General features: G+C 54.9%; 15 protein-coding genes. 3 read left to right on the top strand and 12 right to left on the bottom strand.

Annotated elements, in window-relative coordinates; genetic code table 11:
- Positions 1–863 precede the first annotated feature (863 nt).
- Positions 864–4,745 carry a phosphoribosylformylglycinamidine synthase gene (purL, locus tag SHEW_RS06690; RefSeq protein WP_011865103.1) on the bottom strand — a complete coding sequence of 1,294 codons (3,882 nt, stop codon included), beginning with the start codon at positions 4,743–4,745 and terminating at the stop codon, positions 864–866.
- A gap of 325 nt (positions 4,746–5,070) precedes the next feature.
- Between purL and mltF the strand changes: the two genes are divergently transcribed.
- The gene (gene mltF / locus SHEW_RS06685) at positions 5,071–6,501 is read left to right on the top strand and encodes a membrane-bound lytic murein transglycosylase MltF (protein ID WP_011865102.1); all 1,431 of its coding nucleotides are present in this window, start codon (positions 5,071–5,073) and stop codon (positions 6,499–6,501) included.
- A gap of 50 nt (positions 6,502–6,551) precedes the next feature.
- Positions 6,552–6,689, top strand: a complete 138-nt coding sequence (locus SHEW_RS20820; RefSeq protein WP_190272411.1) for a hypothetical protein — start codon at positions 6,552–6,554, stop codon at positions 6,687–6,689.
- Between the two features lie 45 nt (positions 6,690–6,734).
- On the opposite strand, the gene tadA is transcribed toward SHEW_RS20820, so the two are convergent.
- The 3 genes from tadA to guaB form a co-directional block, all read right to left on the bottom strand.
- Entirely contained in the window at positions 6,735–7,271 is a 537-nt protein-coding gene (gene tadA, locus SHEW_RS06675; RefSeq protein ID WP_011865101.1) for a tRNA adenosine(34) deaminase TadA, read from the bottom strand.
- A gap of 146 nt (positions 7,272–7,417) precedes the next feature.
- Entirely contained in the window at positions 7,418–8,995 is a 1,578-nt protein-coding gene (gene guaA / locus SHEW_RS06670; protein WP_011865100.1) for a glutamine-hydrolyzing GMP synthase, read from the bottom strand.
- Between the two features lie 102 nt (positions 8,996–9,097).
- Entirely contained in the window at positions 9,098–10,564 is a 1,467-nt protein-coding gene (gene guaB / locus SHEW_RS06665; RefSeq protein WP_011865099.1) for an IMP dehydrogenase, read from the bottom strand.
- Between the two features lie 119 nt (positions 10,565–10,683).
- Between guaB and xseA the strand changes: the two genes are divergently transcribed.
- On the top strand, positions 10,684–12,012 hold the full coding sequence (gene xseA / locus SHEW_RS06660) for an exodeoxyribonuclease VII large subunit (RefSeq protein WP_011865098.1): 1,329 nt from the start codon (positions 10,684–10,686) through the stop codon (positions 12,010–12,012).
- A gap of 231 nt (positions 12,013–12,243) precedes the next feature.
- Here xseA and SHEW_RS06655 read toward each other — a convergent pair whose 3' ends face one another.
- The 8 genes from SHEW_RS06655 to pilW form a co-directional block, all read right to left on the bottom strand.
- A complete protein-coding gene (locus tag SHEW_RS06655; RefSeq protein ID WP_011865097.1) occupies positions 12,244–12,777 on the bottom strand; it encodes a hypothetical protein in 534 nt (177 codons plus the stop codon).
- A 190-nt stretch (positions 12,778–12,967) separates the two neighbouring features.
- Positions 12,968–14,437 (bottom strand): ribosome biogenesis GTPase Der, encoded by a 1,470-nt coding sequence (gene der, locus SHEW_RS06650; protein ID WP_011865096.1) that lies wholly within the window; start codon positions 14,435–14,437, stop codon positions 12,968–12,970.
- Positions 14,438–14,531: 94 nt separating this feature from the next.
- Positions 14,532–15,719, bottom strand: a complete 1,188-nt coding sequence (bamB, locus tag SHEW_RS06645; RefSeq protein ID WP_011865095.1) for an outer membrane protein assembly factor BamB — start codon at positions 15,717–15,719, stop codon at positions 14,532–14,534.
- An 11-nt stretch (positions 15,720–15,730) separates the two neighbouring features.
- On the bottom strand, positions 15,731–16,354 hold the full coding sequence (locus SHEW_RS06640; RefSeq protein WP_011865094.1) for a tetratricopeptide repeat protein: 624 nt from the start codon (positions 16,352–16,354) through the stop codon (positions 15,731–15,733).
- A gap of 14 nt (positions 16,355–16,368) precedes the next feature.
- Positions 16,369–17,640 carry a histidine--tRNA ligase gene (gene hisS, locus SHEW_RS06635; RefSeq protein ID WP_011865093.1) on the bottom strand — a complete coding sequence of 424 codons (1,272 nt, stop codon included), beginning with the start codon at positions 17,638–17,640 and terminating at the stop codon, positions 16,369–16,371.
- Between the two features lie 153 nt (positions 17,641–17,793).
- Positions 17,794–18,909, bottom strand: coding sequence for a flavodoxin-dependent (E)-4-hydroxy-3-methylbut-2-enyl-diphosphate synthase (gene ispG, locus SHEW_RS06630; RefSeq protein WP_011865092.1), 1,116 nt, complete (start codon positions 18,907–18,909; stop codon positions 17,794–17,796).
- A gap of 19 nt (positions 18,910–18,928) precedes the next feature.
- Entirely contained in the window at positions 18,929–19,939 is a 1,011-nt protein-coding gene (locus tag SHEW_RS06625; protein ID WP_011865091.1) for a RodZ domain-containing protein, read from the bottom strand.
- Positions 19,939–20,727 (bottom strand): type IV pilus biogenesis/stability protein PilW, encoded by a 789-nt coding sequence (pilW, locus tag SHEW_RS06620; protein WP_011865090.1) that lies wholly within the window; start codon positions 20,725–20,727, stop codon positions 19,939–19,941. The genes SHEW_RS06625 and pilW overlap by 1 nt, the downstream gene beginning before the upstream one ends.
- Positions 20,728–20,749 lie beyond the last annotated feature (22 nt).

Raw genomic sequence — 20,749 nt, 5'->3', positions numbered from 1 at the left:
CACACTTCACCCGGCAACACGCTTGCCAAAACATTGCAAACGTGATAGGAAGCCATTAAATTTTGATAAAAAGGCTATTTTTAGCAAATTTCAGCCCACATCGCGCAAAATGCAAGATTTAACAAGATTTAACAATTTAAGAGTCAATATATATAACTCTAAACAACCGCGCAACCAACAACACAAACCAACAAAATCAATGAAATATGAAACTAAAAAACATCGATATCACACCAAGAATACTTGTTGCTGATTAAAAATTCTAATGCGAACTTACAATTTTAATCGTTTGTTCCCTAGGCGGTATTTGCTTACTATATGCCTGTGTTAAGGAGACGGCTCAATCAACCCGGTGAAGTTGCCCGGCAAGCCACACTCCGCTCACATCATTAATCACTGTGTGGAGAATCCGTTATGAAAAACCTATTTGATCGTCTAGTTAACAGCTACAAGCGCACTTTTGTTGAACTCTATACTGCAAGAGAGCTGTAAATAGCACCTTAACCCGCCATTGCTTGAAGTTTTGTTAGCGCAAAACGGCCACCGTTTTCTCCTCGAAGACGGTGGCTTTTTACTTTCTAACGACTTGGTTTAGATGATTTTAGATTAGTTTAGCAGGCGCTAAATAAATAATATCGCCTTTTAGCGATTTTCGGGGCAGATCCCATTAAGCGTGATTTGCGCGAATTAAAGGAAAAATCCGTCGATACCCCTACTTTATGGCTGTTTAGCAGTTCAGAATGTAATAAAGTAAGGCTAAGTGCATGTATCTGTGTGGGTTTAAACTAACTCTTTATGGGTATAAAAAAAGGGCCTCGAATTTTCGAGGCCCTTTTTGCATCAATTAAACCACTAAGCTTAGGTTAACCTAATTTAGCGCGAACGTTTCTGAACATTCTCATCCATGGGCTATCTTCGCCCCACTCGTCAGGATGCCAAGAGTTCGCCACGGTTCTAAACACACGTTCAGGGTGCGGCATCATGATGGTGACGCGACCGTCTGTGCTACAGATACCGGTTAAGGCGTTTGGTGAGCCGTTAGGGTTCTCTGGGTACTGCGTCGCTACCTGGCCATGGCCATCGACGAAGCGCAGGGCGATAGTGCCAGATGCCTCTGCGGCGGCCAGCGCCTCAGGCGATGCAAACTCGGCGCGACCCTCACCGTGCGATACGGCGATCGGCATACGAGAACCTTCCATGCCTTCAAAGAAGAAGGATGGGCTCTTCTGCACTTCCACCAGGCTGAAACGCGCCTCGAAACGCTCGGAGCGGTTACGCACGAAGTGTGGCCAATGCTCGGTACCCGGAATGATATCTTTCAGGTTAGAGAGCATCTGACAACCGTTACATACCCCGAGGGCAAAGCTGTCGTTACGCTCGAAGAAGCGGCTGAACTCTTCGCGGGCACGGCTGTTAAACAGAATCGACTTGGCCCAACCTTCACCGGCGCCCAGTACGTCACCGTAGGAGAAGCCACCGCAGGCCGCCAGGCCCTGGAACTCTTCCAGGCTGATACGGCCCGAGAGGATGTCAGACATGTGAACGTCGCGGCTCTCGAAGCCGGCGCGGTCGAAGGCGGCGGCCATCTCGAGGTGAGAGTTAACCCCCTGCTCACGCAGGATAGCCATCTTAGGCGCTGTGCCCTTGAGGATATAAGGCGCGGCGATATCTTCGCTCGGGTCGAACTTGAGATCGACTGTCAAACCTGGGGCATCGGCCACCTGCTTGAGCTTGAACTCTTCCTCTGCACACTCAGGGTTGTCACGCATCGCCTGCATGCGATAGGTGGTCTCAGCCCAGATGGTACGCAGCTCGGTGCGTGACTCGGCCAATACCTCGGCCCCTGCATCGCGGATGATGATGCTGTCGCCAGCCACTGGCTTAGCAACCACACGGCAAGCCACACCGGCCGCCTGATACTGCGCCTTGATCGCCTGGCTATCGGCTGCGCGCACCTGAATAACGGCGCCCAGCTCTTCGTTGAACAGACGCTCTAAATGAGTGCCCGTCAGCGCGCTGAGATCCACATCCAGACCCGTGTTACCGGCGAACGCCATCTCAACCAGCGTCGTGAACAGACCACCGTCGCTACGGTCGTGATAGGCCAGCAGTGCCTTATCGGCCACCAGCGCCTGAGTCACCTCGAAGAAGCCGCGCAGCAATGCCGCATCGGCTAAGTCTGGCGCCTTGTCGCCCAGCTCACCGTATACCTGCGCCAGACATGAACCGCCCAGACGACGCTCGCCCTGGCTAAGGTCGACCAGCAGCAGCTCGGTATCACCCTTGTCGCTTCTCAGCTCTGGGGTTACGGTCTTACGAATATCTTGCACCGCACCGAAGGCAGTGATCACCAGCGACATAGGCGAGGTAACCGTCTTATCTTCGCCGCCGTCCTGCCAGGCCGTCTTCATCGACATTGAGTCTTTACCCACTGGGATGGTGAGATCCAGCTCGGGACACAGCTCTTCGCCCACGGCCTTGACCGCCTCGTACAGACCTGCGTCTTCACCCGGGTGACCCGCGGCAGACATCCAGTTGGCCGACAGCTTGATACGCTTGAGTGAACCGATATCGCTACCGGCGATGTTCATGATAGATTCGGCTACCGCCATGCGCGCCGAGGCACCAAAGTCTAGCAGTGCCAGCGGCGTACGCTCGCCCATAGACATGGCTTCACCGCTGTAAGAATCAAAACTTGATGCGGTTACGGCGCAGTCGGCCACAGGCACCTGCCAAGGACCGACCATCTGGTCGCGATTCACCAGACCGGTAACCGTACGGTCACCGATAGTGATCAGGAAGGTCTTCTCGGCAACGGTTGGCAGACGCAGTACGCGGCGCACCGCGTCTTTGAGCTCAATTGTCTCTTGTGCCAGCGCAGGCGAGTCCGCCTTTTGCGACACCACGTCACGGCTCATCTTAGGCGCCTTGCCTAGAAGAACCTCTAGCGGCAGATCGATAGGCTTGTTGTCGAAGTGTTCATCCGACAGGGTCAGGTGACGCTCTTCGGTTGCCTCACCCACCACGGCAAATGGCGCGCGCTCACGCTCACAGATGGCGGTGAACAGCTCGAGGTTTTCCGGCGCCACAGAGAGTACATAACGCTCTTGCGACTCGTTACACCAGATCTCCAGCGGGCTCATGCCAGGCTCGTCCGATGGCACGTTGCGCAGCTCGAAACGACCGCCGCGTCCACCGTCGTCCACCAGCTCAGGGAAGGCGTTTGACAGACCGCCCGCACCCACGTCGTGGATAAATTGAATCGGGTTGGCTTCGCCCATCTGCCAGCAGCGATCGATCACTTCCTGACAGCGACGCTCCATCTCTGGGTTATCACGTTGTACCGAGGCAAAGTCGAGATCTTCACTCGATTGGCCTGAAGCCATTGAAGATGCCGCGCCGCCGCCCAGGCCGATGTTCATCGCAGGGCCACCCAGAACGATTAGCTTAGCGCCGACGGTGATCTCACCCTTCTGCACGTGCTCTTCACGGATATTACCCAGACCACCGGCAAGCATGATTGGCTTGTGATAGCCACGTACCTCGACGCCGTTGTGGCTCGAGACTTCTTGCTCATAGGTACGGAAGTAGCCCAGCAGCGCCGGACGACCAAATTCGTTGTTAAAGGCCGCGCCGCCCAGTGGACCTTCGGTCATGATATCCAGCGCGGTCACGATGCGATCTGGCTTACCATAATCGCCTTCCCATGGCTGAACGAAGCCTGGGATCTTAAGGTTTGATACGCTAAAGCCGGTGAGGCCCGCCTTTGGCTTAGAGCCACGGCCGGTTGCGCCTTCGTCGCGGATCTCACCGCCAGAACCTGTGGCCGCCCCCGGGTATGGGCTGATGGCCGTCGGGTGGTTGTGAGTCTCCACCTTCATCAGGATATGCATAGGCTCGGTATGATAGGCGTACACCCCATTTGGCTCGGGGAAGAAGCGACCGGCGACAGAACCTTCCATCACGGCGGCGTTATCTTTGTAGGCAGATAACACGTGATCTGGGGTCTTCTCGAAGGTGTTCTTGATCATCTTGAACAGCGACTTTGGCTGTACCTCGCCGTCGATGGTCCAGTCGGCGTTGAAGATCTTGTGACGGCAGTGCTCCGAGTTTGCCTGGGCAAACATCATCAGCTCGACATCATTAGGGTTACGATTCAGACGCTGGAAGTTCTCTACCAGGTAGTCGATCTCATCCGGCGCCAGCGCCAGACCCAGTTTAACGTTAGCCGCTTCCAGTGCCGCCTTGCCTTCACCCAGCACGTCGACGCTGGTAAAGACCGCAGGCTCGGTGCGGGCAAACAGGCTGCTCGCCTGCTCGAAATCTGGCAGAACCACTTCGACCATGCGGTCGTGCAGCAGGCCAAGCAGCTGCTTCTGCTGGGCGTGATCCAGATTATCGGCCTGAACATAGTAGGCGATACCGCGCTCTAGGCGCTTGACCTTGTTCAGACCACAGTTATGAGCGATGTCGGTCGCTTTAGACGACCATGGAGAGATGGTGCCCGGACGCGGCGTTACGAAGTACAAGTTGCCTTGGGGCGCATGTGCTTCAATCGCAGGTCCATAGGTTAACAGTTTGGCTAGCTGCTGGGTTTCGCCAGCGTCCAACGCCTCTGTTAAATCGGCTAAATGAATGAACTCAGCATAGATATCTTGTACTGGAAGCGCCGCACTCTGACAGGCCTCCATTAGCTTTTGGACTCTAAACGCTGATAATGCAGGGGCTCCGCGGATGATCTCCATCACGTCTTTTCACCTTATTATTTATAATTGCAGGGTCAGATCTGGCGCTATTATAGGGAAATGTGGGGCACAAATCATCCGTAGCATGGCTTCAAAACAGCGTTTCCCTCGATTTATTATCACCATAGCGCGAAAACAGCTTTACGTAACAAAGAAACTGGCGCGGCGCCAAATTCATGCCCCATACTTAAGCTGGCAAAACGCTAAAATCATCCAACAAAAAACAACCAAACTCTGCCGACATAATCGCCATTATTGCCTTTGACCAGCTTGTGATATAATCATCGGCCGCGTTTTATAAAACGGATTAAAAAATAGTAACTTAATGAGAAGTTTCCTGCTGATTCTATTCTGTGTATCGCTACTGACAGGCTGTCAGGGCGAGCGCGTGGACGCAGCAAAAGCAGTTGAAACCCAGCCGAAAACCCAGCTCAACGTGGGTACCCTTTACGGCGCGCAGATCTATGTCACCACGGGTCAAGGCCTCGCAGGCTTTGACTATGAGATGGCCGAGCGTTTCGCCAAGCATCAGGGGCTCACGCTCAACATGCAGCCCTACCCCACCATCAGCGATCTCTACCAGGCGATGCGAAATGGTGAGATAGACCTGATCGCCGCCGGGCTGGCCGACACCCAGAGCCGCAGGGAGCAGTTCAGGCTGGGGCCGCCGCTCTACTATGTTAATCAGGTGCTGGTCTACAAACAGGGGGCCAAGTACCCAACGGATGTGAGTCAGTTGGATGACAACATTACCGTGATCTCAGACTCCTCCTTTATCGAGACCCTGGCGGAGATGCAAAAGCTCTACCCTGAGCTGGTATGGGATCAACAGTGGGATAAGGACAGCGAAGAGCTGCTGGCGATGATCGCCCGCGACGAGATTAGCTACACCATAGCCGATTCGACCACCTTCGAGATCAACCGCCGCTATATGCCTGAGCTCAGGGCCGGTCCTGTGCTGCGTGAGGGACAGGCCGTGGTCTGGCTGCTGCCGCCCAATGGCAGCGATCAGCTGATGAGTGACCTGCTAAGCTTCTGGCATCAGGAAAAAAGAGCCGGCACCCTGGCCCACCTGAACGAAAAATATTTCGCCCATGTGAAGCGCTTCGACTATGTGGACACCCGCGCCTTCCTGCGCGCCATAGATAGTCGGCTGCCCAAGTACCGCGACAACTTCGTCGAATATGCCGGCGATCTCGACTGGCGTAAGCTAGCGGCCACCGCCTATCAGGAGTCCCATTGGAACCCCAATGCCCGTTCGCCCACCGGCGTGCGCGGCATGATGATGCTCACCCTGCCCACGGCCAAGCAGATGGGGATCGACAACCGTCTCGACCCTGAGCAGAGCATACGCGGCGGCGCCAAATACCTGAGCGACATACTCAATCGCCTGCCTGAGTCGATTCCGGAAAATCAGCGCATGTGGTTTGCCCTGGCCTCCTACAACATAGGCTATGGCCATGTGGAAGATGCCCGCAAGCTGGCACAATCTATGGGGCTTAACCCCAGTGCCTGGCGCGATCTGAAGAAGGTATTGCCCCTGCTGCAGAAGCGTAAATACTACAAGCAGACCCGCTACGGTTATGCCCGCGGCAGCGAGGCGGTTCACTACGTGGATAACATCAGGCGCTACTACGACACCTTGGTATGGATTGACAATCAGAATCAACAACTACAAGATGAGGTGATGGAAGCGCAACAACAAACGGCGGAAAAACAATCACAAAGCGAGATTTCCGCCGCGCAGCCCAACTAGATATGACGCGGCCTGTGATTGTCTGGGTAACGGCCCTACGGAGGTTCAACATGAGAAAAAAAACCTTAAACAATCTGTCTTCACGGCGAAGAACCCTGCTTAAGATACGCCACCAACACACCATCAATCGACAGAAGCAGTTCTTCACCTTCATTAAGCAAACTGGCAGCCTGAGTCCAATCGACTAATCAAGGCGACACCAAACAAGCGAACAACGCATAAAAAACAAGGGCCTATTGCCCTTGTTTTTTTTCTGCCATCTTCAACGCCTTCTTCTCCTGACGCCGCCGGCGAAAGAAGGCGCTGAGCTGCTCGCCGCAATCCTCGGCCAACACCCCAGCGGTCACCTCCAGCTGATGATTGAAGGCGCTGCTGCGCACCAGATCCACCACGCTACCGGCCGCGCCCGTCTTGAGATCCGCGGCGCCAAACACCAATCGACCAATTCTGGCATGCACCATGGCGCCGGCGCACATGGCGCAGGGCTCTAGGGTCACGTAGAGGGTGGTATCCAGCAAACGATAGTTTTCCATCACCTGGCCCGCGGCGCGAATGCACTCCATCTCAGCGTGGGCACTGGCGTCATGGCGGCAGATACTGAGGTTGTAGCCGGTCGCTATCACACTATCATCTTTCACCAACAGCGCGCCCACCGGCACCTCGCCCCGCAACTCGGCCTGGGCGGCCAGCGCCATGGCTTGGCGCATATAGGCTTCATCTTTTACCGCCTGCTCATCCAGGCTGGTTTGCTTCTCTATCGGGTTACTCATCTGATCCCTATCGTTTCGGTCCAATAGGCCGTGGTTTAGTCTAAGCTTCTCGGCTTACTCATCTAGCTGGAACCTAATGCCACTCAAATAAAAAAGGGCATATCACTATGCCCCCTTTCTATCTTTCAACGCATCTTATCGCGGGATTATTCCCACTCGATGGTTGCAGGTGGCTTACCTGAGATATCGTAAACCACACGAGAGATGCCGTCGATCTCATTGATGATACGGTTTGAGACTCTGCCGAGGAAATCGTATGGCAGATGTGCCCAGTGCGCCGTCATGAAGTCGATGGTTTCTACCGCACGCAGGGATACTACCCAGTCGTACTTACGACCATCGCCCATCACGCCAACACTACGAACCGGCAGGAAGACGGTAAAGGCCTGGCTCACCTTGTTGTACAAGTCAGCCTTGTGCAGCTCTTCGATGAAGATAGCATCGGCGCGGCGCAGCAGGTCACAGTACTCTTTCTTCACTTCGCCCAGTACACGTACCCCCAGGCCTGGGCCAGGGAATGGGTGACGGTAAAGCATGTTGTACGGCAGACCCAGCTCGAGACCTATCTTACGCACTTCATCTTTAAACAGCTCGCGTAGCGGCTCGACCAGACCCAGCTCCATATCATCCGGCAGACCACCAACGTTATGGTGTGACTTGATCACGTGGGCCTTACCGGTAGCACTGCCTGCAGACTCGATAACGTCTGGATAGATGGTGCCTTGGGCCAGCCACTTGGCGTTAACGCACTTGCGTGACTCTTCGTCGAAGATATCGACAAACACCTTGCCAATGATCTTACGCTTGGCTTCTGGCTCGGCTTCACCGGCCAGTGCGTCGAGGAAGCGCGATTCGGCGTCGACGTGAACGATATTGAGACCGAAGTGGTCGCCAAACATCTCAAGTACCTGGTCGGCCTCGTTCAGACGCAGCAGACCGTTGTCCACAAACACACAGGTCAGCTTGCTGCCGATGGCGCGGTGCAGCAGCATGGCCACAACGGAGGAGTCCACACCACCAGACAGACCTAGGATAACCTCGTCATCGCCGACCTGCTCCTTGATACGAGCAACCGCGTCTTCGATGATAGAAGAAGGTTTCCAGTTGGCCTCACACTGACAGATATCCAGAGCGAAATGCTCGAGCATCCGCTTGCCCTGACGGGTGTGGGTTACTTCTGGGTGGAACTGAACGCCGTAGAAACGCTTCTCTTCGTTGGCCATTGCGGCGTAAGGACAGGTGTCTGTCTTAGCCACTGTCACGAAACCTTCAGGGATCTCAGAAACCTTGTCACCATGGCTCATCCAGACGTCAAGCAGCGCCTTGCCGCTGTCGCTGACCGCATCTTCGATGCTCTTGAACAGCTCAGATGCTGCCTGAACTTCTACCTGAGCATAACCGAATTCACCTTCGCCTACGCCTTGGATCACCTTGCCCCCCAGCTGCTCTGACATGGTCTGCATGCCGTAGCAGATGCCGAGTACAGGTACGCCGGCGTTAAACACATATTCAGGTGCACGAGGCGAGTTGTCGGCGGTAACGCTTTCTGGGCCACCGGCCAAGATGATGCCGTTAGGCGCAAAGGCTTTGATCTGCTCTTCAGACACATCCCAGGCCCAAAGCTCACAGTAGACACCGATCTCACGGATACGGCGGGCAATCAATTGCGTGTACTGAGATCCAAAATCGAGTATGAGGATCTTATGATCATGAATGTTGCTCATGCTTTACCTTTTATCTTTCAGATTTTTCGCCAATGTCATTTATTAAGACCCGGCTTAAGAAAAGGCAGTGTATTTTTCAATGACACTGCCTGATTTCAATAATTAAGAACGGCTACGATAGTTAGGCGCTTCTTTGCTGATGGTCACGTCGTGAACGTGGGACTCACCCATACCCGCCGAGGTTACCTTCACAAACTCCGCCTTCTCATTAAGATCTTTAATGGTAGGACAACCTGTGAGGCCCATGCATGAACGTAGGCCGCCCATGTACTGATGGATGATCTCCTTGAGCTTACCCTTATAAGGCACGCGACCCTCGATACCCTCGGGTACCAGCTTGTCGGCAGCGTTATCGCTTTGGAAGTAACGGTCAGAAGAACCTTGTGTCATGGCGCCCAGAGAGCCCATGCCGCGGTATGACTTGTAAGCGCGGCCGTTGTATAGCTCAGTTTCACCTGGCGCCTCGTCGGTACCGGCGAACATAGAGCCCGCCATGATGCATGATGCACCGGCAGCCAGCGCCTTAGCCAAGTCACCCGAGAAGCGGATGCCACCATCGGCGATAACAGGAATATCTAAGTGCTTAACTGCGGCTGCAGCGTCAGATACTGCGGTGATCTGCGGCACACCCACACCGGTGACGATACGAGTGGTACAGATAGAGCCAGGGCCAATACCGACCTTAACGGCGTTCACACCGGCTTCGACCAGTGCCAGGGCACCTTCGGCCGTGGCTACGTTACCACCGACGATCTGTAGATCTGGGTACTTGGCGCGGGTGTCGCGAATACGCTGAAGAACGCCTTCAGAGTGGCCGTGAGATGAATCGATAAGCAATACGTCGATACCGGCTTTCACCAGGGCGTCGACACGGGCTTCGTTACCGGCACCGGCACCTACGGCGGCGCCGACACGCAGACGACCTAACTCATCTTTACAGGCGTTTGGCTTCTCTTCCGCTTTTTGGAAATCTTTAACTGTGATCAAGCCCTTGAGTCTGAAGTCACCGTCGACGACCAGTACCTTCTCGACGCGGTGAGCGTGCATCAACTTCTGCACTTCATCCAGCGGCGTACCTTCAGGAACAGTCACCAGACGCTCTTTTGGCGTCATCACCTGGTCGACGGTGCGAGACCAGTCGGTGATGAAACGTACGTCACGGCCCGTGATGATACCCACCAACTCATTGGCTTCGTCAACCACAGGATATCCGGCAAAGCCGTTCTTCTCGGTCAGGACTTTCAGCTGCTCAAGTGTGGTATTAGGCGTGACCGTTACAGGTTGCTGAACGATACCGGCTTCATAGATCTTTACTTGGCGAACTTGCTCGGCCTGCTGCTCTATGCTCATATTTTTATGGATGAAACCAATACCACCTTCCTGTGCCATGGCGATGGCAAGGCGCGCTTCAGTCACGGTATCCATGGCTGCAGACACGATAGGCATATTGAGTTCGATCTTTTGGGTTAAGCGAGTCTTGAGAACGGCAGTGTTAGGGAGTACGGTCGAGTGTGCAGGAACAAGCAACACATCATCAAAGGTTAGTGCTTCTTTTTTTAAACGTAGCATGGCAACATCTCCCCATGTAGGTGATATAAGAGGTAAAATATTGCGGCGGGATTATACCTTGCATATTGGGTCTGGTAAATGGAAAATAGTAAAAAAGTCGCTTTAGTAGCAAAAAACCTATGAAAATGCCGAAAAATAATGTTTACACCGTGTCGCGCCTCAACGGAGAAGTGAGGCAATTACTCGAAGGTGAACTGGGTAAAGTCTGGCTCGAAGCAGAAATATCCAATTTTTCGGCGCCCAGCTCGGGCCACTGGTATCTCACCCTCAAAGACAATTACGCCCAAATCCGCGCCGCCATGTTTAAGGGCCGCAATCGCGCCGTCACCTTCCGTCCGGCCAATGGCCAGCAGGTGTTGGTCAAGGGCGCCATCAGCGTCTATGAGCCCAGGGGCGACTATCAGCTGATCATCGACTCCATGCTCCCCGCCGGCGATGGCCTGCTGGCTCAGCAATATGAAGCCCTCAAGATGAAGCTGGCCGCCGAAGGCCTGTTTGCCGCCGACACCAAGCGGCCGTTGCCGAGCAACATTCAACGCATAGGGGTGGTCACCTCTGCAACCGGCGCGGCCATCAGAGACGTGCTGCATGTTCTCAAGAGACGCGACCCCTCTATCGAGGTGATCATCTATCCGAGCCAGGTACAGGGAGAGCACGCCGACAAATCCCTGTGTCATGCCATCATGCAGGCCAACGACAGGATGGAAGTGGATGTGCTACTGCTCACCCGCGGCGGCGGATCACTGGAAGACCTCTGGTGTTTCAACAGCGAAGCCCTGGCCCATACCATCTATAACAGCGCATTGCCCGTGGTTTCGGCGGTGGGCCATGAGGTGGATACCACCATCAGCGACTATGTCGCCGACCTGCGTGCCCCTACCCCTTCGGCGGCGGCCGAGCTGCTATCCCAGGATGCGCTCAGCAAGGCCGACAAACTCAGGATGACCATGACACGCCTCAAGCAGGGCTGGCAACACTATGGCCTGAAACAGGCACAGCGTTTCAGCCAGCTACACCACAGGTTGGAGCGTCAGGATCCCAAGCGTCGCCTGCAGCAATATGAGCAGCGCTTCGACGAGCTGCAACTCAGGCTCGGCGCCGCCTTAACCGGTAAGCTGCACCAGATGGAGCGCCGTCAACAATCCCTGCACGCCAGATTAAACCAGGTCTCTCCCAGCCATCAGCTCGCCTTGGCCGCCAGCCGTCTGACCCATCAGAACCAAAGATTACACAGCGCCATGCAGGCAAGGCTCAACTCGGCAGAAAAGTCGCTGCAATATGCCGCCCATCAACTTGAGACGGTCAGCCCACTGGCGACCCTGAGCCGTGGCTACAGCATCACCCTAGACACCGAGGGCAAGGTGCTGCACAGCGCGCAAGATGTCCGCACCGGCGCTCGCCTCACCACTAAGCTGGTCGATGGCGAGGTGCAATCTACCGTGATTTAAGTCCTTCGACAAAAAAACGCCCTGGCGGGCGTTAAATAGAAAACCTAATAAGATCTGCAAATAAGCACTAAGGTTAGCCTGAGCCTGTACTTGCCGAAGCTAACATGAGCGCTTAACACTAGACGCTTGAAGCTAGGCGCTTTAAACCTGGCACTTGAAACTGGCTGCTTAAAATCAGCTACTAGAAACCAGGCTCTAGAAACCAGGCACTAGCCGCCTAGCAATAAGACATTACTTTCTAGGCCCCACAGGCACCATGATGTGCGCGTAAGGTGTGCCCTTCCACATCACATAGGGACCACCGGCATAAGGGTCTGTAGGCAGGCTGTCGAGCAAGGCGGGATCCGGCATGATGATCATCAGGTGCGGCCCTTCGACGATCCACTGATTGTCTTTGGTTTCGCCCTCGGCGTAGGGATCGGTATTGCTCGCGCCACCATCACCGGCCAGCATGTAGGAGATACCTACGGCTTTCGCTTGAAACGGCTTCTTGTTCATCCAGGCGTCGGCCCATTCCATCCAGGGCCCATCCATACACATGGGCGCCGTGCCTTGCAGACTAGGCGGGGTCGGGAAACAGGTATAATCGACACTACCCTTTTGCAGGACATTATTGTCCCAGTCCATCACTGTGACCTTATCCCTCAGGGTCGGCGGCGCGGCGTTGAGCGCGTCTTCCAGTAAGGCCTGTTTATCTGCGGCCTGGGCGGCGCCGGCCAAGAGAGCCAGCGTGGCGGCAAGCAGCAGGGGTTGTTGGTGTTTCATAACACTATCCTCAGGTGAGTTAAACTACCTTAAATACTGCACTCTTGAGTATAGTCGGCATCCCTATAAAGGTTCGATTTGCTTGCAACAGGCAGCTTATAAGACCGAAGAAAAGGGAGTGGGCAGGATAAAACACCAAGATAACAAAAAGGCCAGCACTAGGCTGACCTTTTTAGTGAGACAGAGAAAGTTACTTCTTCTTGTCTTTGATGTGACTCATCATACGCTTGCGGCGACGCTCCTGGCTCACAGTTAGCTTCTTGGTGTTCAGGCCCTCGAACGGGTTGCCCCCTTCCTGGAAACGGACCTGAATCGGCGTACCCATCACCTTGAGTGAGCGACGGTAGTAGTTCATCATGAAGCGTTTATAAGAATCCGGCAGCTTCTTCACCTGATTACCATGGATCACCACGATTGGCGGGTTGTAACCACCGGCGTGGGCGTACTTCAGCTTAACGCGGCGACCATTCACCAGCGGCGGCTGGTGATCGTCCTGAGCCATCTGCATGATGCGGGTCAGCATAGAGGTGCTCACGCGGCGCGTGGCGCTCTCGTAGGCTTCCTCTACCGACTCGAACAGGTGACCCACACCCGTGCCGTGCAGCGCCGAGATGAAGTGAATACGAGCAAAATCGATAAAGCCCAGACGACGGTCAAGCTCGCTCTTCACGCGCTCTTTCACGTCTTGATCGATACCGTCCCACTTGTTCACCGCGATCACCAGGGCGCGACCCACGTTCAGGGCGAAGCCCAGCAGACCTAAGTCTTGCTCAGCGATCCCCTCGCGGGCATCGACCACCAAGAGCACCACGTTGGCATCTTCTACCGCCTTGAGGGTCTTGATCACAGAGAATTTCTCGACTGTCTCGTGCACCTTGCTACGACGACGCACACCCGCGGTGTCGATGATCACATATTCCTGACCGTCGCGCTCCAGCGGGATATAGATACTGTCACGGGTCGTACCCGGCTCATCGTAGACCACGACACGTTCTTCACCCAGAATACGGTTAGTCAGGGTCGACTTGCCCACGTTAGGCTTACCGATAATCGCCAGCTTAATTGGCAAGTCCTGCAGACGCTGCTGCTCGGCCTCGGCCTCTTCCTCTGTGTATTGACGCTCGTCGGCTTCCTCTTCGCCCTCGCCGTCACGGGTCAGTCCCATGGCTTCGGCGTAAGGGGTCAGCGCGTATTCGATCATGTTGGTCACACCGCGACCTTGGGCGGCAGCCATCTGGTAGACCTCACCCAGGCCCAGGGCCCAGAACTCGCCACAGGCAGAGTCGGCGTCGATACCATCGACCTTGTTGGCTACCACGAAGGTGGTCTTCTCGCGGCGGCGTAAGTGCTCGGCGATCGCCTCGTCGGCGGCCGTCAGACCCGCGCGGGCGTCGGTGAGGAAGAGCACCACATCGGCTTCTTCGATCGCCGCCAGCGACTGCTCTGCCATGCGGGTCTCGATCCCCTCTTCGGTGCCGTCGATACCGCCGGTATCCACCACGATAAATTCGTAACCAGATAGATGTGCTCGACCATACTTACGATCCCGAGTCAGACCTGGGTAGTCAGCTACCAAGGCGTCTCTGGTGCGCGTAAGACGATTGAACAGGGTCGACTTACCTACGTTTGGTCGGCCTACCAGGGCCACAACTGGAATCATTTTTTTGCCTCTAATCTACAAATCTATCTGAATATCTTAAATAAAAAGCCCCCAGCACAAGGTCCAGGGGCTTTAAAAACTGTTAAAGCTCGCCTTAGGGAAGCGTAATTCTTGCTACCTTGCCGCCGCGACTCTGGACGTAGATCTTATCATCTATTACCAGTGGCTGGCTAAATAAACCTGAACTATCCACTTCGACGCGGCCCACCAGCTTGCCTGAGGCGCGATCGATGAAATGCAGATAGCCTTCGAAATCACCCACCACCAGGTAGTCTTTGAAGACCACTGGTGAGGTCAATTCGCGGTTAGTCAGCTCGCTGTTGCTCCAGCTTTCAAGTCCGTTACGCTTATCGACCGCATACACACGGCCGTGGTCATCGACCAGGTAAAGGTTCAGACCGGCCGAGGCCAACTCGTTGAAGCTAGAATATTTACGACTCCAGACCACACGGCCTGTACGCAGCTCCATGGAGACCAGGTTACCGTTGTAGCTCACCGCGTAGATGTTCTCGCCCACGATAAGCGGCTTCATATCCACGTCGGCCATGCGGGTAAACTCGTTACCCCCCTTTGGCGTATAGATAGGCTGCTCCCAGGCGGCCTGACCGTTGCTTTTCACCACAACCGCGACCTTGCCATCGGCGGTGCCGACGAAGAAACCTCCGGCCTCATAGGCAGCAGAACCTGTGCCCCTTAGGGTCAGGGTTGGCAACTTGCTCTCGTAGACCCACAGCTGTTTGCCGTCATCGACGTTATAGGCTTCCAGAGCGCCCGTGCTGGTGTGAACCACCACTACATCTTCGCCTACAGTTGGCGCCGACAGCAGCTCACCGCCCGCGGTCACATGCCAGACCATCTCGCCGGTTTCGGCATCGACGGCGCCCAGCAGGCCACTCTCACCACCGAAGAACACCTTGTTACGGGCAGCGGTAATGCCTGAGGAGAGACGCGCGCCCTTGTTCTTAGACAAGGCGCCCTCTTTGAACCAGGAGCTGATCTCCAGCGACCAGACCTGCTCACCTGTGGCTTCATCGTAGGCGGCGACTTCACCGTAACGATCCATGACGAACAGCTTGCCGTAACGCACCGCCGGACGGATCTTAGAGTAGTAGTCACCCACACCACTGCCGACGGAAGCACTCCAGCTGACCTCGGGGAAGACGCTCGCCTCAATCTGCGGCAGCGGACTTACCGGCTCTTCCTCAACATCGTTAGAAGAACAGGCCGACAACAACCCCAGGCTCAAGCTGCAAGCCAGTAATGTTTTGCACCAAGACTTCATGGGCAGCTTCCTTATGCCTTGTTCAGGTTATCTAGCTTCATCTGTAAGGCTGGGCTTGAAGTTGCTCCGCCATTGTCCAGGGCTGACTGATAGGCGCTCTTTGCCTTGTCGGCATCGCCTTGGCGTACCAGGAAATCACCTTTTAACTCATCACGCTGTACGGCAAACGAAGGCGTGTTAAGCTGCTCCAGAGTCGCCAGTGCCGTTGCCAGCTGACCTTGCTCTGCCTGCACGCGGGCAAGACGCAAGGTCGCAACCGCAACCAGACCTTCTTCAGGCTTGCTGACCAGGATCTGCTTAAGGGCCTGCTCTGCCTTGTCCAGCTCACCGGCTTCTACCGCGGCCTTGGCCACGATAAGTTGTAGTAGTGCCTGATAGCCCTGCTGACCGTCGTGGTCTTTAGCAAAGCTCTCGGCGGCCGCCAGCATGCTCGAATCGGCTTTGACCGAGTTGCTGATAGTTTGGAAGGCTTCAGAAGCTTCTTCGGCCTGAGCCACCTTGTAATCTGAATAGTAGTTCCAGCTGTAAAGGCCACCCAGGCCTACCACTGCACCTATGACAATCGAGTTGCCATAGTCTTTCCAGAACTGTTTGATAGCATCGACTTGTTGTTCTTCTGTGCTATAAATTTCCACGTTTCTCTTCCTCTTTAAATCAGTTCTGCAACGTAAGCTGCTAACGAATCCTGTGCAACCAATTCTTGTTCTTTCTCTTCACGCAGATATTTAAGCGCCACCTGACCATTGGCCAGTTCAGTCTCGCCGATCACTATGGCAAGCTTGGCGCCGCTCTTATCGGCACGTTTCATCTGCTTCTTGAAGTTACCGCCGCCGCAGTGACTCATCACCTTGAGGCCGTCAACTTCACGTAACTGCTGCGCCACCTTGATGGCCGCCACTCGGCAATCATCGCCCATGGCAGTAACATACACATCCACCGGACCCGATACATCGTCGGTCAGCGCCAGCGTCTCCAGCATCAATACGATGCGCTCGAGCCCCATGGCGAAACCTACCGCCGGGGTGTCTTTGCCACCCAGTTGACCTACCAGGCCGTCGTAACGACCACCGGCCAATACTGTGCCTTGGGCACCCAGGCTGTCGGTGACCCACTCGAATACGGTGCGGTTATAGTAATCTAAACCGCGCACCAGACGAGGGTTAATTTCGTATTGGATGCCAACGGCTTCAAGTAGTTCACACAAATGTGCAAAATGGCCGCGACTTTCTTCGCCAAGGTAATCCATCAGCGCCGGGGCATCACCCAGCAGCGCCTGTACATCAGGGTTCTTGCTGTCCAGTACGCGCAGCGGATTTGAATACATGCGGCGCTGGCTGTCTTCGTCCAGCTTCTCCTCATGCTGCTCAAGAAACTCGACTAGGGCGTCACGGTAGGCCGCACGCTCCTGTGCATCCCCCAGGGTGTTCAGCTCAAGCTTCACATGCTCGCTGATCCCCAGCTTCTGCCACAGGCGGTGAGACATCATCAGGACTTCGGCGTCGATATCGGCCGAGGCGATACCATAGACCTCGACACCGAACTGGTTAAATTGACGGTAGCGCCCCTTCTGTGGACGCTCGTGGCGGAACATGGGACCCATGTACCACAGACGCTGCTCTTGATTGTAAAGCAGGCCGTGCTCGTTACCCGCGCGCACGGTAGAGGCGGTGCCTTCAGGGCGCAGCGTCAGCAAATCGCCATTACGATCGGCAAAGGTATACATCTCTTTCTCGACGATATCTGTCACTTCGCCGATGGAACGTTTGAACAGGTCGGTACTCTCTACGATAGGAGTGCGGATCTCGCTGTAACCATAGGCCGCAACGGTATCACGCAACACTGCTTCTAGTTTTTGCCATAGCGGGCTCTGGGTCGGCAGAATATCGTTCATTCCGCGAATCGCTTGAATCTGTTTTGCCACTGTATCAACTCGTCCGAAATTTAGCTGTAAAAAATAAAAAAGCGCCTCGCATTATAGGCGCATCAACAATAAACGCAAAACCGGCGCGGCGCGCCAGTGAGCTGCGCCACAAACGGGGCTAAAAGCCCCATCTTCTGCGCAGCAAGCAAAGGGTTATTCCGTGATATCGGTTGTCGGAATACGCGCGTCGACGCTGGCGACCTTGGCGCGGATCTTCGCCTCGAGCTGATCTACGATATGCTCGTTGTCGAAACGCTCCTTCTGGCGCACGCCATCATCATAGTAACCGCTCTTACGGTTACCACCTGTCAGGCCAATATCCGATACCAGGGCTTCACCCGGACCATTGACCACACAACCTATGATGGAGACATCCATAGGAGTCACCACATCTTCCAGGCGACGCTCAAGTTCGTTCACCGTGGCTATCACATCGAACTCCTGACGCGAGCAAGATGGGCAGGCGATGAAGTTGATGCCGCGCGAGCGAATACGCAGGGATTTGAGGATGTCGAAACCAACCTTGATCTCCTCAACGGGATCGGCAGCCAGCGAGATACGCAGGGTGTCGCCAATCCCTTCGGCCAGCAACATGCCAAGGCCAACGGCCGACTTCACGGCGCCGGCGCGGGCGCCACCGGCCTCGGTGATCCCAAGGTGCAGCGGCTGTTTGATCTGTTTGGCCAGCAGACGATAGGACTCCACCGCCAAGAAGACGTCTGACGCCTTCACGCTCACCTTAAACTGATCGAAATTGAGTCGGTCGAGAATATCCACATGGCGCATGGCCGATTCCAGCAAGGCCTGCGGCGTCGGCTCCTTGTACTTGTCCATCAGATCTTTCTCTAATGAACCGCCGTTAACGCCGATACGGATCGGAATATTCTTGTCGCGAGCACACTCCACCACGCTGCGGATGCGCTCTTCGTTGCCTATGTTACCCGGGTTGATACGCAGACAATCCACGCCGTATTCCGCCACTTTCAGGGCGATACGGTAATCGAAATGGATATCGGCAACCAGCGGGACCTTAGTCTGCTGCTTGATCACCTTGAACGCCTCGGCGGCATCCATGGTAGGCACAGAGACGCGTACGATATCGGCGCCGACATTTTCCAGCGCGCGGATCTGAGCCACCGTGGCCTCAACATCTGTGGTGCGGGTGTTGGTCATAGATTGCACGGCAATTGGCGCGCCATCACCGATGGGCACATCGCCCACATAGATGCGTGTCGAAGGGCGGCGAATGATTGGGGACTCGTTGTACATCTTAATTCACTCTTTTACTTCAAAGATTGACGGCGCTACCGACCGTCAGTCTGGCAACTCGGCCACTGGGATACTTGGCCAAATCAACTTGTTCACCATTGAGACGCATGGTCAGCGACTGCGGCGCCCCCAATATAACCTTAAACGGCGCCTGACCAAAGACATTCATCTCTTTGCCTGCCAGCTTGAGGCCATTGACCAGCACCTTGCCGTCGGCATCTGTCACCTTGATCCAGCAATCACCACTCAGGCTCAGGGCCAACACGGCATCGTCTGCGCTCTTAAGGGCTTCATCTGCTTGGGAATTTTGGTTGGTCACTTCCAGCGCTACGCCAGTCTCAGGTGTCGAGCCAGCCTCAGGTGCTAGGTCTTCAGCCTGTTCGCCTGTCAGCTGTGCACTGGTAGACTCCTCCGCCATTGTTTGATCAGGTACAGCTTGATCAGACACGGTTTGATCAGGCGCAGCTTGCTCTCTTGGCATCTCGATGCCTGTGCCTGCCTGTGGGTCTTGAGCTAGCATAGGCTCAGACGAAGCCGGCAGGGTCGAGAGCTCGGCAGTTTCTTCCACCGATGGCTTGGAGAGATCCAGATCGGCCACCATGGCGGACTTTTGTACCCACCAGAGTACCAACAAGGCCAACAAGACGAAGATGATGAGATAAGTCACCAGCATCAGGCGGCCATCTCTGGCCTGGCGCGTGGTCTTGCGGGAGAAACTCTGCATGGTAGGCGCGCTGACCACAGGAAAGCTTTCGGCAAGGTAGGCGTCGACCTTGGCCATCTCCAGCCCCAGGATACGGGCATAATTCTTCACATAGCCTTTGACATAGGTCGCCGACGCTATGTTGTCATAGTTGTCCGCCTCGAGATCTTGAACAATCGATGGGCGCAGATTGAGTTGCTCGGCCACGCTGGCTAAAGTCATCTGGCGCGACTCACGCGCCGCCTTTAACCACTGACCCAGTGTTTCACCGGCTTCCTTTGGTTTCTCAGCATCATCCTTGAGCATATCGATTTGATTATCAGTCATTAGTGCATACTTGCTCTATACTGCTTGGCCTCATTGGAAGCGGGAAACTTAGCCAGGAGAAGAATGCCAAATTTTCTCATCGCTTCAGGGTCATTTAGGCCTTGCTCAATTTTAATTCCCAACGCCAAACTCTGAGCCGATTCGGGCACTACTCTATGGTAACGCGCCAAGCCTTTCTTGGCGGCGGAGTAGTTCCCCAGATCCAATTCGATCTCAGACAGTTCTAATAGGGAGTTGGCACGACGCGGGTCATAGTTAAGTGCCATCTCGAAGTAGCGTTGTGCTTTTTGCAGGTCACCCGACTTGCGGCTACAGATCCCCAGGTTCTCATAGCTGGAGGCCGAACGGGTGTATTTGGGCATTTTTACCGCCCGAAGAAACATCTCTTCGGCTTGATCGTACTTTGCCTGCTGGCAGAGGAACACGCCGAAGTTATTCATGGAATCGCCGCTGGCATCGCTGGCATTGATGGCGTTGCGATACGCCTTCTCGGTCAGCTCTAATTCACCAACCGATTGATAGTAATAGGCTAATGCCACGTGTACATCTTCGATGTTAGGCGCAAACTCGAGCGCCTTATCCAGGTTGTACTTGGCTTGTTCGCTGTTGCCTTTCTGCAGATAGGTCAGACCCAGCTGCACCCGTTGGCGGGCGGCAGAAACATTGTCGAAGGTACGCTCTTGAACGGGCACATCTGTGCCACTGTAAGTTCTTTCAGTCACGCATCCTGACATCAGCGCCGAGGTCAGGATGACTAACAGGGTCAATGTTGGCTTTTTGCTTAACATTCGCAAGCCTATCTAGTAGCAG

Source organism: Shewanella loihica PV-4 (assembly GCF_000016065.1).
Classification (GTDB): Bacteria; Pseudomonadota; Gammaproteobacteria; order Enterobacterales; family Shewanellaceae; genus Shewanella; species Shewanella loihica.
This window is presented reverse-complemented; position numbering and strand designations above follow the sequence as displayed.